This is a genomic window from Thermodesulfovibrio sp. (assembly GCF_049969575.1).
GTDB classification, from domain to species: Bacteria; Nitrospirota; Thermodesulfovibrionia; order Thermodesulfovibrionales; family Thermodesulfovibrionaceae; genus Thermodesulfovibrio; species Thermodesulfovibrio obliviosus.
In genome coordinates, this window is sequence record NZ_JBMFOO010000005.1 from 17,956 (window position 1) to 32,132 (window position 14,177).

At 35.1% G+C, this 14,177-nt stretch carries 17 protein-coding genes and 1 tRNA gene; 16 read left to right on the top strand and 2 right to left on the bottom strand.

Features of this window, described 5'->3' with window-relative positions:
• The first annotated feature begins 3 nt into the window (after positions 1 to 3).
• The 6 genes from eno (at position 4) to ACP5O9_RS02360 (ending at position 6,129) form a co-directional block, all read left to right on the top strand.
• Complete coding sequence (gene eno / locus ACP5O9_RS02335; protein WP_353687034.1) at positions 4 to 1,284, top strand: phosphopyruvate hydratase; 1,281 nt, start codon at positions 4 to 6, stop codon at positions 1,282 to 1,284.
• Positions 1,285 to 1,614, top strand: coding sequence for an FtsB family cell division protein (locus ACP5O9_RS02340; protein ID WP_353687033.1), 330 nt, complete (start codon positions 1,285 to 1,287; stop codon positions 1,612 to 1,614).
• Positions 1,611 to 3,743, top strand: coding sequence for a glycoside hydrolase family 57 protein (locus tag ACP5O9_RS02345; RefSeq protein ID WP_353687032.1), 2,133 nt, complete (start codon positions 1,611 to 1,613; stop codon positions 3,741 to 3,743). Before ACP5O9_RS02340 ends, ACP5O9_RS02345 begins: the two co-directional genes overlap by 4 nt.
• Positions 3,744 to 3,794: 51 nt before the next feature.
• A tRNA-OTHER gene (locus ACP5O9_RS02350) sits at positions 3,795 to 3,887 on the top strand.
• Between the two features lie 51 nt (positions 3,888 to 3,938).
• On the top strand, positions 3,939 to 4,802 hold the full coding sequence (locus tag ACP5O9_RS02355; RefSeq protein WP_353687031.1) for a UbiA-like polyprenyltransferase: 864 nt from the start codon (positions 3,939 to 3,941) through the stop codon (positions 4,800 to 4,802).
• Positions 4,803 to 4,818: 16 nt separating this feature from the next.
• Complete coding sequence (locus ACP5O9_RS02360) at positions 4,819 to 6,129, top strand: amidohydrolase family protein (protein WP_428723372.1); 1,311 nt, start codon at positions 4,819 to 4,821, stop codon at positions 6,127 to 6,129.
• On the opposite strand, the gene holA is transcribed toward ACP5O9_RS02360, so the two are convergent.
• Entirely contained in the window at positions 6,126 to 7,016 is an 891-nt protein-coding gene (holA, locus tag ACP5O9_RS02365; RefSeq protein WP_428723373.1) for a DNA polymerase III subunit delta, read from the bottom strand. The genes ACP5O9_RS02360 and holA overlap by 4 nt on opposite strands.
• Positions 7,017 to 7,030: 14 nt before the next feature.
• Complete coding sequence (lptE, locus tag ACP5O9_RS02370; protein ID WP_428723374.1) at positions 7,031 to 7,546, bottom strand: LPS assembly lipoprotein LptE; 516 nt, start codon at positions 7,544 to 7,546, stop codon at positions 7,031 to 7,033.
• Positions 7,547 to 7,657: 111 nt separating this feature from the next.
• Here lptE and ACP5O9_RS02375 point away from each other — a divergent pair, with 111 nt between their 5' ends.
• The 10 genes from ACP5O9_RS02375 (at position 7,658) to ACP5O9_RS02420 (ending at position 14,176) form a co-directional block, all read left to right on the top strand.
• The gene (locus tag ACP5O9_RS02375) at positions 7,658 to 8,281 is read left to right on the top strand and encodes an indolepyruvate oxidoreductase subunit beta (protein WP_424904598.1); all 624 of its coding nucleotides are present in this window, start codon (positions 7,658 to 7,660) and stop codon (positions 8,279 to 8,281) included.
• Positions 8,232 to 9,527 carry a phenylacetate--CoA ligase gene (locus ACP5O9_RS02380; protein WP_424904599.1) on the top strand — a complete coding sequence of 432 codons (1,296 nt, stop codon included), beginning with the start codon at positions 8,232 to 8,234 and terminating at the stop codon, positions 9,525 to 9,527. Before ACP5O9_RS02375 ends, ACP5O9_RS02380 begins: the two co-directional genes overlap by 50 nt.
• 9 nt (positions 9,528 to 9,536) lie before the next feature.
• Entirely contained in the window at positions 9,537 to 9,959 is a 423-nt protein-coding gene (locus ACP5O9_RS02385) for an ACT domain-containing protein (RefSeq protein ID WP_353687025.1), read from the top strand.
• A gap of 9 nt (positions 9,960 to 9,968) precedes the next feature.
• A complete protein-coding gene (locus ACP5O9_RS02390) occupies positions 9,969 to 11,273 on the top strand; it encodes a phenylacetate--CoA ligase family protein (protein ID WP_353687083.1) in 1,305 nt (434 codons plus the stop codon).
• 9 nt (positions 11,274 to 11,282) lie between these two features.
• Complete coding sequence (locus tag ACP5O9_RS02395) at positions 11,283 to 11,714, top strand: ACT domain-containing protein (protein WP_353687024.1); 432 nt, start codon at positions 11,283 to 11,285, stop codon at positions 11,712 to 11,714.
• Between the two features lie 154 nt (positions 11,715 to 11,868).
• The gene (gene rpsP / locus ACP5O9_RS02400) at positions 11,869 to 12,111 is read left to right on the top strand and encodes a 30S ribosomal protein S16 (protein WP_353687023.1); all 243 of its coding nucleotides are present in this window, start codon (positions 11,869 to 11,871) and stop codon (positions 12,109 to 12,111) included.
• 52 nt (positions 12,112 to 12,163) lie between these two features.
• The gene (locus ACP5O9_RS02405; RefSeq protein ID WP_028841925.1) at positions 12,164 to 12,394 is read left to right on the top strand and encodes a KH domain-containing protein; all 231 of its coding nucleotides are present in this window, start codon (positions 12,164 to 12,166) and stop codon (positions 12,392 to 12,394) included.
• Between the two features lie 69 nt (positions 12,395 to 12,463).
• A complete protein-coding gene (gene trmD / locus ACP5O9_RS02410) occupies positions 12,464 to 13,231 on the top strand; it encodes a tRNA (guanosine(37)-N1)-methyltransferase TrmD (RefSeq protein WP_424904602.1) in 768 nt (255 codons plus the stop codon).
• Positions 13,212 to 13,574, top strand: coding sequence for a 50S ribosomal protein L19 (gene rplS / locus ACP5O9_RS02415; RefSeq protein WP_353687021.1), 363 nt, complete (start codon positions 13,212 to 13,214; stop codon positions 13,572 to 13,574). The genes trmD and rplS overlap by 20 nt, the downstream gene beginning before the upstream one ends.
• The gene (locus ACP5O9_RS02420; RefSeq protein WP_353687020.1) at positions 13,571 to 14,176 is read left to right on the top strand and encodes a ribonuclease HII; all 606 of its coding nucleotides are present in this window, start codon (positions 13,571 to 13,573) and stop codon (positions 14,174 to 14,176) included. Before rplS ends, ACP5O9_RS02420 begins: the two co-directional genes overlap by 4 nt.
• The last annotated feature ends 1 nt before the right edge of the window (position 14,177 follow it).

Consider the following 14,177-nt stretch of genomic DNA (forward strand, 5'->3'; position numbering starts at 1 on the left):
AAGATGGGAGAAATTATTGACATAGTGGCAAGAGAAGTTCTTGATTCAAGAGGTAATCCAACAGTGCAGGTAGATGTTTATCTTGACAGTGCAGTTATAGCAACGGCAACTGTTCCATCTGGAGCATCTACTGGAACAAGAGAAGCTCTTGAGTTAAGAGATGGGGATAAAAAAAGATATTTTGGTAAAGGAGTTCAAAAAGCAGTTGAAAATATAATAAACGAAATAGCTCCAAATATCATTGGAATGGAATCCCTTGATCAGGAAGGAATTGATAAATTTTTGATAGAGCTTGATGGAACAGAAAACAAAAGCAGACTCGGTGCAAATGCTATTTTAGCAGTATCAATGGCTGTTTGCAAAGCTTCTGCTGAAGAAGTGGGACTGCCTCTTTATAGATATATTGGTGGCACGAATGCAAAAGTTTTACCAGTTCCTATGATGAATATAATAAATGGAGGAGTTCATGCAGACAACAATCTTGATATTCAGGAGTTTATGATTGTTCCTGCTGGTTTTACAAAGTTTTCTCAAGCTCTGAGAGCAGGAGTTGAAGTTTTCCATACTCTGAAATCGTTACTAAAAAAGAAAGGACTCAGCACAGCAGTTGGTGATGAAGGAGGATTTGCTCCGATGCTTAGCAGTAATGAAGAAGCAATTAAACTAATTCAGCAAGCAATAAAAGAAGCTGGATATGAACCTGGAAAAGAAATTTATATAGCCCTGGACGTAGCAGCTTCAGAACTCTTCAGTGATGGATTTTACACAGTTGAAGGTAAAAAACTCAATTCAAAAGATATGGTTGACTACTATGAATCTCTCATTGATAAATATCCAATAATTTCAATAGAAGACGGAATGAGCGAGGCTGATTGGGACGGATGGGAGCTTTTAAGTCAGAGACTTAAAAACAGAGTTCAACTTGTTGCAGACGATTTAGTAGTTACAAATCCAAAAATAATCAGGGAGGCGATAAATAGAGGAATTGCCAACTCAATTCTGATTAAACTCAATCAGATTGGAACAGTATCTGAAACTCTACAGGCAATTGAACTTACAAAAATCAATAAATACACTGCTGTTGTATCTCATCGTTCTGGTGAAACAGAAGATACAACAATAGCAGACCTTTCAGTTGCCTGCAATACTGGTTTTATAAAAACAGGATCCCTTTCAAGAGGAGAAAGGATTGCAAAATACAACAGACTTTTACAAATAGAGGAGGAACTTGGTGATGTAACTCAATTTAAGGGCCTTTCAGTTTTTTATAATCTGGGTCTTTAAATGAAAAGGCATTCTCTCAAGGAACAACTTTTAAAAGAAAAAAAAAGAAATGAAAGAGTGTTTTTATTTTTGTTTCTTCTGATTACTCTGTTTCTTGCTTATAGTTTTTTATTTGGAGATATGGGTTATTTAAAGTACCTTGAGTTGAAAAAAAATGAACAAAAACTTATTAAAGAAATTACCCAGATTTCAATGGAAAATAACACCCTAAAAAATGAGATAGAACTATTAAAAAAAGACCCTTCTTACATGGAAAAATATGCCAGAGAAAAATTCGGAGTTGTTAAACCAGGAGAAATGGTTTTCCAATTTCAAAAAGAAGAAAAATGAGCATTAGTTTAGCAATTCTATGGCATATGCATCAACCCTACTACCATGATACACTGAAAAATAAATTTATGCTTCCATGGGTAAGGCTTCATGCAACAAAAGACTATCTTGATATGCTTCTTATTTTAAAAAATTTTCCTCAGGTGAAAGTATCTTTTAATCTTGTTCCTTCTCTTTTAAAGCAACTTAAAGAGTATGAAGCAGGAATTACTGATATTTTTTTTGAATACTCGCTTATTCCTGCAGAAGAACTTAATGAAGAACAAAAAGCCTTTATTATTGAAAACTTTTTTCTCGCAAACTGGAAAACAATGGTTGAGCCCTTTCCAAGATACAAAGAATTACTTGAAAAAAGAGGAAAAATTTATGGAGATCCATTAAAACTTTCAAAAAAATTTACATCTCAGGAACTTAGAGATCTTCAAACTCTTTTTAATCTTGTCTGGATAGATCCTTTGCATAGACAGCAAGATTTGTTTTTAAAAGAATTACAGAAAAAGGGAGCTAATTTCTCAGAAGAAGAAAAAAAACTTCTTCTTGAAAAACATCTTGAACTTATAAAACAAATTATTCCTGCCTATAAAGAAATGGCTCTTTCAGGACAGATTGAGCTGACAGTTTCTCCTTTTTATCATCCTATACTTCCTCTTATTTATGATAATTATAAAGCAAAGGAATGTATGCCTCTGGTCAAACTTCCTCAATACAATTTTCAAGCCCCAGAAGACGCAGAAGCCCAAATAAATAAAGCTGTTGTTTATTTTGAAGAACTCTTTGGTTTTAAACCTCAGGGAATGTGGCCATCTGAAGGCGCTGTAAGTGAGGAAATCATAAGACTAATTTCAAAGGCAGGAATTAAATGGACAGCAACAGATGAAGAAATTCTGGCTAAATCAATAAATGAAAATTTAAGAACTGGCGATAAATTGATAAATCCCTCAATTTTATATCAACCCTATGAGTTTGAGGAAGTAAAAATTTTTTTCAGAGATAGGGTACTTTCAGATTTGATAGGATTTGTCTATTCAAACTGGGAACCTCAAAAAGCAGTAAATGATTTTTTAAAAAGAATTCGTAATTCAACAAACTCTGGAGTAGTTTCTGTTATTCTTGATGGAGAAAATGCATGGGAGTATTATGAAAATGATGGAGAAGAATTTCTTAAAAAATTGTATGAAAGTCTGCAAAAAAGCAAAGATATAAAAACCGTAACATTTTCAGAGTATATTCAAGAAAATCCCGTGACAAAAAAATTAAAGAAAATCTTTCCAGGTTCATGGATTGGAGCTAACTTTTCAATATGGATTGGGCATGAAGAAGACAATCTCGCCTGGGATTACCTTTATAAAGTAAGAAAGGATCTGGTTTCTTTCCAAAAAGAAAATCCAGATAAAAATCTCTCTGAAGCATGGGAACAAATATATATCTCTGAAGGAAGTGACTGGAACTGGTGGTATGGAGATGAACACTATACAGAAACAAAGGATGTTTTTGATGAAATCTACAGACATAATCTAATAAGTGTGTATCTGAAAACTGGAAAAGAGCCACCAGCATTTCTCTATGTTCCAATCAGCAAGAAAATACGAGAAATTAAACCAGAAGTTGAGCCAAAAGGTTTTATATACCCAAAAATTGATGGAAAAGTAACAGGATATTTTGAATGGCTTGAAGCGGGAAGATTCAATCTTCAAAGAATCGGTGGAAGTATGCACAAATCAGAAAGTCTTTTTTCATATTTTTATTATGGATTCAATAGACAGAGTCTTTTTCTCAGGTTGGATCCAAAATTTTCAATAAAAGACTATACAGACATGACAATACAAATTCAGATCATTGAACCAAAAAGAATAAAAATAATTTATGAGACAATGGTCAATCAATTAGCTAAAATTTTTATTCAAGAAAATGAAACATGGATAAAAAAGGATGAAATAGACAGTGTAGCTTTTGATGAAATATTAGAAATTGAATTGCCATTTAATGTTATAGAAATAAAACAAGAAGAAAACATTTGTATTTTTATAGAAATTTTGAAAAATAGTTATTTAATCGATCGTGCCCCAATTGTTGGCTTTATAAAAATTCATGTTCCCCCACCAGATTTTGATAAATTAATGTGGTTTTAATAGGAAAAATCTATTTTACTTTTCGGAAATATTTATTTAAAATTTTTTATGGAGGGGTGTGGGACTGGTGTCCCTCCTGGTCTGCAAAACCAGTGATGGAGGATAATTTCCTCCAGTGGGTTCAATTCCCACCATCCCTCTCCAGTAAAACATGAATCCTCATCTTAACTGGGAAAATTAATGTTATAATATTTTATGTCCATATTGAATAAGGCTGTTCTTTATCTCAGAATGATTAAAATTGAACACAGTGTTTTTGCCCTTCCCTTTGCTTTTGCAGGAGCATTGCTTTCAGCTGGAGGAATTCCTCAGGTTGAAAAGATACTCTGGATTACTGTTGCAATGGTTACTGCACGAGCCAGTGCTTTTGGATTTAACAGAATAATTGACAGGAAAATAGATGCTCTTAATCCCAGAACTGCTCAGAGAGAGATTCCCACAGGAAAAATCAAACTATGGGAAGCAGCATTGTTCACTGTGCTCTGCCTCATAATATTTGTTTATTCAGCATGGATGTTAAATCCCCTTTGTTTTAAACTTTCTCCTTTGGCTATTTTTATACTTTTTATATATTCATATACAAAGAGGTTTACATGGGCATGCCATTTTGTGCTTGGATTAGCTCTTGCCCTTGCACCACTTGGAGCATGGATTGCTGTTAGGGGAAGTTTTAACTGGGAGATAATTCCAATGGTTTTGACAGTTGTTTTCTGGCTTGCTGGCTTTGATACTCTTTATGCAATGTGGGATGTGGATTTTGATAAAAAATACGGCATCTATTCTATTCCAAAAGTCTTTGGAGTAAAAAAAGCAATATACCTTGCAAGGCTTTTTCATTTTATTGCATGGAGCTTTCTTGTTTTAACAGGTTTTATTTTCAAGTTAAACATGTTTTACTGGCTTGGAATGGCAGTGGTTGCCTATTTATTCATAAATGAACACAGACTTGTAAAACCCCATGACCTTTCAAAGCTTAATATTGCTTTCTTTAATATGAATGGATATATAAGTGTAACCGTATTCATATTTACTGCAATGGCTGTATTGATAAAGCTTTAGGAGGAGCAATAAACAGATGTTTATAGTTCGTGCACAATACTTGATTACGATGAATAAAAAAGATGAAGTAATTGAAAACGGAGCAGTGGTTGTTGAAGATGGAAGAATTAAGGATATTGCAGCGTTCACAGAGATATTAAAAAAATATAAAGACCCTTCAATTCCCATATATGGCAACTCTCATTCAGCCTTGATGCCTGGGTTTATAAACACCCATACACATGCTGCAATGGTCTTATTCAGAGGCATTGCCGATGACCTGCCTCTTAAACAGTGGCTTACTGAGCATATATGGCCCAGAGAGGCAAAATTCTTAAGCCATGAATTTGTTTATGATGGAACCTTGCTTGCCTCATTGGAGATGCTTAAAAGCGGAACAACAACATTTAATGACATGTATTTTTTCACTGAATCCGTTGCAGATGCAGCAAAAAAACTCGGGATAAGGGCAGTCATTGGACAGGGGGTTCTTGATTTCCCCACTGCATCAGGAAATGGAGCTGATGACTATCTTAAAAAAGCTAAAGAATTCATTGAAAAATACGGAAGCGACGAACTCATTATTCCTGCTGTGGCACCTCATGCCATTTATACATGTAGCAGGGAAACGCTTATTAAATCAAAAGAGTTTGCATTGAAAAACAGAGTTCCCATTCATATCCATCTCAGTGAAACATTTCATGAAGTTGAGGAATGCATTAAAGAGCATGGTAAAAGACCTGTTAAATATCTTGATGAAATAGGCTTTCTTGAAGGGAGAATAATCGCTGCACATTCAGTATGGCTTGATGATGAAGAAATGGAGATTATGGCTGAAAGAGGCATCGGAGTTTCCCATTGCATTGAAAGCAATCTCAAGCTTTCAAGTGGGGTTGCGCCTGTAGCAAGAATGATCAAAAAAGGTGTAAAAGTAAGCATGGGAACAGATGGTGCAGCAAGCAACAACAACCTTGACCTTCTTGAAGAGATTGCAATTGCAGCAAAGGTTCAAAAGGGAATTACAGCAGATCCAACCGTGCTTGATGTAAAAACCTCCATGAAAATGCTTACAGTATGGGCAGCAGAATCCCTTGGGATTGAAAATGAAACAGGAAGTATAGAAATAGGTAAAAAAGCTGACATGATTTTAATAAATCTAAGAAAGCCCCATCTACAGCCTGTTTATGATATATACTCAACAATAATCTATTCTGCAAAGGCATCTGACATTGAAGATGTTTTTGTTAATGGTGTTCCTGTGATAATCAATGGCAGGCATCAGTTTGTTGATGAAGATGAGATAATTGATAAAGCACTGTGGTGGGCTGAAAGAATAAAATCCTCCTAATCCTTCATCAACTCATAGACAAGCATATCAAGGCTTAAGCTACGAGCCTGTCTTAATGAAAGATTTGCTCTGTAAAGAAGTGAGTAGACTTTTTCATCTAAATCGTTTTTATTGTTATAATACCAGTTCAATGCTCCAAGAATCATGTCTGGTTCAGTATTTTGAAGTTTATCAAGAAGTTTGAATGCTCTTTGTCTGTCCTTTTTCTTTATAGCATCAACAAGGTCAAAGGGTGTAAACTCTCCAAGCTCTGTTAGAATATCCTTGATGTCAAAAAGTCCTATATGAGATTTCTCTGTAAGAAGCGATATTTTTTCAATCTCAGAAGAAATCAAACCCGGCTGTCCACCGGTAATATCAATTAAATAATAGACCGCATCTGGTTTGAGAGAGATTCCAAATTGTGATGCCTTGTAAGTTATCCATGCAGGAAGCTCTCTTTCATAAATATCAAAATTATAAACAGCAGCACTAAATCTCTCTTTGTCACTGCTACCATCAGCAGCTTTTTTTACAAAATTGACCTCTTCAGAAATATCTTTGTATGAAGCATTGCACAGAACGATGAGATTAACATATGTATTACTCCTTACTTTAATCTTCTTCAACCATTCAACTCTTTTTTCAGTTTTTTTTATTTTTTCAAAATTGTATACGAGCAGTATTCTTTTTGGAGTAAATAAAGAAATAGATGCAAATGAATTTGTATCAACTTCTTCTGGTGAATCATATATTTCAATGGAAATTGAATCAAAGTTTCTACGAATGAGACTTCCTGCTTCAAAAAGAAAAAATTGTTCCTGAGCATAGCAAAAATAAAGGTATTTCAGGAGTCCCTTTTTTATTTCCTGTTCAAATTTCTGTATTTCAAGTAAGGAATCTCTCATTCTTCATGTTTTTCTTATTTATCAAAAATAAGCTTTCTTACCATGTCATCGCATATGTCCCTTATTAAAGAATCTATAGCAAGCTCTTTATTAGCAATTACATTTGGTAAGTCCCTTGTAGTTCTAAAAAATGTTGTAAAAGGTGAAGATGGTGTGAACTCTTTTATTTTATTCCCTTTTTCATCATAAAGAATTGCCTTAACTTCCATAACGATCTGATACTCCACAGTATTAAGTCCAATTTCCGAAAGAGTAATCAGGCGATAATTTTTTATTTGAATGTCAAGCACTCTGCTGGCAGATGATGTAAGAGTAAAGCCGTTGTCAATAAGTGTTTGATAGGCAATTTTTCTCATTTTATCCTGAAGTCCTGGTTCAAGAGTAAGATTTTCAACATTTCTAAAGTAAAGCTCCTGAAAAGGCAAATCAGCCTTTGTATAAATCCTGTATCCACAGCTCTGCAGAATGAGGCTAAAAATCAATAGGAAAGTAAAAATGTTTAAAATCTTTCGTTTTTCTGCAATGTTCATGTAATTTATGATACCATAACTCAGTTATTCTTTGCTGACTCTGCAAGCCTGATTCAAAAAATTCTGCCATACTATTGCAAACTATTTTTATCATATGTTAGAATTTTTTCCATGTCTACAACCAACATAATTTTATCTGGAACCGGCGGGCAGGGAATTATTCTATCAAGCAGAATTATTGCCCAGGTTGCTTTTCAGAGTGGATATGATGTTAAAGAAAGTGAAATTCATGGAATGGCTCAAAGAGGTGGAAGTGTTATAAGTCATATAAGATTTGGAGATAAAGTTTTCTCTCCACAGATTCCCTCTGGTAAAGCTCATATAATAGTAGCACTGGAAGAACTTGAAGCATTAAGATATTTACGATTTCTTAAAAAAAATGGGATTGTAATTTTAAATAAGAAAAAAATTCTTCCAGCAATGGCTGAAGAAAAAGACTATCCTCAGGATGTGGAGAGTCTCCTTAATCAAAAAGGCTTTGTTGTCATTCCAGTGCAAGCAGACAAAATTGCAAAACAACTGGGAAATGCCAAAGTAGAAAACTCTGTAATACTTGGGATTCTCTCAACTTTGCTATCTTTTAAGGAAGAAACATGGCATGATGTGATTTCAAAGGCAGTTCCACCAAAAACAATTGACCTTAATATAAAAGCATTCAATGAAGGCAGGAGGTTAATAAAAGAAAATGCCATTCTGGAACAAAGAATTAGAAACATTGCCGAGGCAAAAACTTGAGGAGCTACAGTTTGCAAGATTAAAAAGGGTTCTCACAAGAGTTTATCAAAAAGTCCCTCACTACAGAAAGAAATTTCAGGATGCAGGAGTAAATCCTTCAAAGCTTAAATCTCTTGAAGATATAAAATGTTTTCCCTTTACAACGAAGGAGGACCTTTTTGTTGATTATCCTTATGGACTTCTTACCGTTACTCCTGAAAAGGTAATCAGACTTCATACATCAAGTGGAACAACGGGAAAACCCAAGGCAATATTTTTTTCAAAAAAAGATATAAATAACTCAGCAGAGCTAATTGCTCGTTGTCTTGTTATGACAGGTGCTACAAAGGGGGATATTTTACAAAACAGTATGACCTATGGACTCTTTACTGGAGCTTTTGTAATGCATTATGGAGCTGAAAAAGTGGGGATTCTTGTAATTCCTGCTGGACCTGGAAATACTGAAAGGCAGATTAATTTAATGAAAGATTTTGGAACAACCATACTTCACATTACTCCAAGTTATGCTCTTTATGTTGCCTCTGTGCTTTATGAAAAAGGAATTGATCCAAGAAAGGAACTAAAACTTAAGAGAGCCTATCTTGGTGCAGAACCGTACTCTGAAGAGACAAGAAAAAAAATTGAAAATATGCTTGGCATAGATATTTATAACTGTTATGGACTTACAGAGATGAATGGTCCTGGAGTTGGATTTGAATGCCCATACAAAGAGGGACTTCATATATGGGAAGACAATTTTCTTATGGAGATCATCAATCCTGAAACAGGCGCCCCTTTACCTGATGGTGAGATTGGTGAACTCGTTTTAACAACCCTTAACAGGGAAGCAATGCCTCTTATAAGATATAGAACAAGGGATTTAACAAGAATTATTTCAGAACCATGCAAATGTGGTAGAACTCATAGAAGAATTTCAAGAATTCTTGGCAGATCTGATGACATGTTCATAGTTAAAGGAGTCAATATCTTTCCGCAGCAGATTGAGCAGGTGCTTATGGGAATTAAGGGTGTTGCCCAAAATTATCAAATTGTTCTTGAGTCTTATGATGAAATGATTGTCAAGGTGGAGATTGACAGAGAGCTTTTTGACGGAAAAATTGAGAAATTAATTAAATTAAAAGAGGAAATCGTAGAGAAAATCAGGTCTGCTACGATGGTAAAGCCAAAAGTAGAACTTCTTGAACCAGGGACACTACCTGTCAGTGAAGGAAAAGCAAAAAGAGTTATTGATAAAAGAACAATTTAGGAGGCTTATATGGATAAAATTTACATAATTTCAGTATTTGCTGAGAACAAACCTGGAAGACTTGAAAGAATTACAAAGGTTCTTGCAGAAGCAAACATAAATATTCTCGCTTTTTCCATTACAAGCACCAATGGATTTGGAATAATAAAGTTTATGGTTGACAGATGTAAAGAAGCCTTCCAACTGTTAAAAGAAAAAGGATTTACGGTGTCGCTCAATGAAGCGATTGGAATTGAAATGAAGGATCAACCTGGTGGACTTCATGAAGTTGTTAAAATTTTATCTTCAAAGGGCATAAATATTGAAAGTGCTGCTGTTTATGTTGCTGAAACAAGAAAAAAAGCTTACTTAATTGTTGAAGTAGAAAACACTCAAAAGGCTATGGAAGCTCTTAAAAGTGAAAATCTTAATTTTTTAAAACCTATTGAATGAGGTGATATGATGATATGGAATAAAGAAATGGAATGCATGTCAGAAGAAGAACTCAGAGCATTACAACTTGAGCGGTTAAAACAAACAATTAAGAGGGCATATGAAAAAGTTCCTTACTACAGAAAAAAATTTGATGAAGTAGGACTTAAGCCAGAAGACATAAAAACTCTTGATGATATTAAAAACATTCCATTTACATCAAAGGCAGACTTAAGAGAGGTTTATCCCTTTGGAATGTTTGCTGCTTCATTGAGTGAAATTGTTGAGATTCACATGTCCAGTGGAACAACTGGAAAACCTGTTGTGGCAGGATATACACGCAATGACATTGAAGTATGGGCTGAAGTAATGGCAAGATGCCTTACAATGGCTGGAGCCACAAAAGATGATATTATTCAGAACTGTTATGGATATGGCCTTTTTACTGGTGGATTTGGAGTTCACTATGGAGCTCAAAAAATCGGAGCAATGATTGTGCCAGCAAGTGCTGGAAATACAAGAAGACAGATTGAAATAATGAGAGATTTTGGCTCAACGATTCTTACATGTACACCCTCTTATGCTCTTTATATGGCTGAAGTAGCAGAGGAGATGGGAGTTGAACCGAGAACTCTTAAGCTCAAGGCAGGATGTTTTGGTGCTGAAATGTGGACCGAGCAGATGAGAAAAGAGATTGAGAAGAGATTTAACATAAACGCGCTTAATATTTATGGATTAACTGAAATAATCGGACCAGGCGTTGCCCATGAATGTATTGAGAAAAAAGGATTGCATGTTTTTGAAGATCATTTTTATGTGGAAATAATTGATCCTGACACAGGTGATACTTTGCCTGATGGAAAAAGAGGAGAACTTGTCCTTACAACCCTTACCCGGGAAGGAATGCCCATGTTAAGATTTAGAACAAGAGATATAACTTCAATCATTCGGGAAAAATGCGCCTGTGGAAGAACTTTTGCAAAAATTGAAAGAATTCGTGGAAGAACTGATGACATGATAAAAGTAAGAGGGGTTATGATATTCCCATATCAAATTGAAAGAGCTATTCTGGAAGTTCAAGGAATTGAACCCCATTATCAGATTGTTGTTACAAGACCTCAGCATCTTGACGAGATAGAAGTAATGGTGGAGATGTCAAAGGAAACTTTTTCTGATGAAGTAAAACACATTGAGAATCTCAGGAAAAAGCTTGAAAAAAGAATTGAAGAAACCATTGGCATAAGAGTAAAAGTTAGCCTTGTTGAACCAAAAAGTCTGCCAAGAAGCGAAGGAAAAGCAAAAAGAGTTATTGATAAAAGAACATTAATAGATTAGGAGGAAAAAATGAAAATAAAGCAGATCTCGGTTTTTCTGGAAAATAAAAGAGGAAGACTTTACGAAGCTTTAAAAGCACTGGCAGAGCAAGATATAAACATAAGAGCTCTTTCAATTGCTGATACTTCTGAGTTTGGAATTCTGAGAATGATTGTTACAGATCCTGAAAAAGCTAAAGATATTCTTGAAAAAAATGAATTTACAGTAAAACTTACCAATGTAATAGCTATTGCAGTTAAGGACCAACCAGGAGGACTGGCAGAGGCTCTGAAACATCTTTACGATTCAAACATAAATATTGAATATATTTACGCCTTTGTGGAAAAATCAGGACAGAAGGCTGTTGTTGTTCTTAGGACTGAAAATCTTGACAAGACAATATCAATTCTTCAGGAAAAAGGTATAACTCTTTTAAGCTGGGATGATGTTTTAGTTCTTTAATACTTGCAAGACTTTGAAAGCATATAAAATTCTCAGATGTCACTCAATCCAGCTTAAATTCTATTGGAAATTTTGAATTTAAAAAAAAGTTGAATTTAATGGCTATAAATATGTAATATATAATTTAATATATAAGGATTAACTACTCGGAGGTATGCAATTGGTTAGAATAAGACTTATGAGATTGGGAGCAAAGAAAAAACCTTTCTACAGAGTTGTTGTAGCTGATGCAAGAGCTAGAAGAGATGGCCCTTTTATTGAAATTGTAGGTACCTATAATCCCAAAAAAGACCCTGCAGAAGTCAATCTTAATATGGAAAGGGTCAAATACTGGCTACAGAAGGGCGCACAACCTTCGGATACTGTTAAAAAATTAATTGAACAGGTTTCTGCTTAACATACCCATTGGGGTATTTTACTACTCTTTTGACGGAGGTTAGAACATGAGCATGAAGACACTCATTGAGACAATGGCAAAGTCACTGGTGGACAAACCAGAGGAGGTTAAGGTTACTGAGATTGAGGGTGAGAAAACAACTGTTTATGAACTCAGAGTTGCTCCAAGTGATCTTGGAAAGGTCATCGGAAAGCAGGGTAAAACCGCAAGGGCTATGAGGACCATTCTTGGTGCTGCTGGAACAAAAGTTGGCAAAAGATGTGTCCTTGAAATTTTAGAATAGTCCATTAAAAAGAGTTAAATAAAGGGCGTGAAATCCACGCCCTTTTCTTTTGAGTTTGAATTAAAATTTATGAAATTTGAAGTGTTAACAATATTTCCTGAAATAATTGAATGCTACATAAAGCATGGCGTTGTTGGAAAAGCATTAAATAAAGGGATTGCAGAGGTGAAGATATACAATTTACGAGACTTTACATCTGATAAGCATAAAAAAGTGGATGATTATCCCTATGGTGGTGGAGCTGGAATGGTTATGCAGATAGAGCCATTTTACAAAGCCATAATGCATGTAAAGGAGGACAAAAAGCCCAAAAAGCTGTTACTGCTTTCTCCTCAGGGAAGAAAATTTACGCAGAAACTTGCACAGGAGTTTATAGAAGAAAATAAAGGAATGGTTTTAATATGCGGTAGATATGAGGGTATTGATGAGAGGGTTAAAGCATTTGTGGATGAGGAAGTCTCAGTGGGAGATTATGTTTTAAGTGGTGGAGAACTGGCAGCATTGGTTATAATAGATAGTATTGTAAGGCTAATACCAGGTGCACTGGGAGATGAGCTTTCAGCAGTGGAGGATTCCTTTATGAAAGGACTTTTAGACTATCCTCATTACACAAGGCCAGAGGATTTTAAGGGAATGAAAGTTCCTGAGGTTTTATTAAGTGGTGACCATAAAAAAATAGCTCTGTGGAGAAAACGTCAAGCTTTGAAAAACACATTGAAAAACAGACCTGATTTGTTGAAAAATTTATCCAGAGATGATATGAAAATTCTCAAAGAGCTTTGCTCTGAAATAAACAAAAAAATTCTGGAGGGAGTCTATGAACCAGTTAATAATTAGAGCCATAGAGGAGAGATTTAAGAAAACAGATATTCCTGATTTCAAACCAGGAGATACTCTTAAGGTTCATGTCAAGGTAAAAGAGGGAGACAAAGAAAGAATTCAGGTTTTTGAAGGTATTGTTATTGCTCGTAGAGGCGGAGGATTAAGAGAGACCTTTACAGTAAGAAAAATCTCTTTTGGAGTCGGTGTAGAGCGTGTATTCCCACTCCATAGCCCAATAATTGACAAAATTGAAGTGGTAAGAAAAGGTGATGTAAGAAGGGCTAAACTTTATTACTTGAGAACAAAGAAAGGAAAAGAGGCAAAGGTTAAAGAAAAGACAGAGTATCAAAAGGCATGAACCTCTTTGCCTTTGATGATGAAATCCTTTCTCAGGGTTACAGAAGCATTGCAGGTATAGACGAAGCTGGAAGAGGATGCCTTGCAGGTCCTGTTGTAGCAGCCTGTGTGAGTTTCAGAGATAACGTTTTTATTGAAGGCATAAAGGATTCAAAAGAATTAACTCCTGAACAAAGAGAAAGCTTTTTTGAAAAAATAATCAGCAACGCTTTTGTTGGAATTGGAATTATTGATGTAGAGCTGATTGACAGAATAAACATTCTTGAAGCTACCCGTCTTGCAATGAGCCTTGCTTATAAAAATCTTGGCAGAAATGTAGAGTTTTTACTGATAGATGCTGTTTACCTGCCAGATTTAAAAATTCCACAGAAAGCAATCATAAAGGGAGACCAGAAGAGTGCTTCGATTGCTGCTGCAAGCATTGTAGCCAAAGTAACAAGGGACAGAATAATGAGGCAATATCATGAAAAATACTATCAGTATGGTTTTGACAGACACAAAGGATATGCTACAAAGGAACATCTAAGGGCTTTAAAAAAATTCGGACCCTGCCCTATTCACAGAAAAAGCTTTTCTCCAGTAAGAGAATTAATGTTATTCTAAT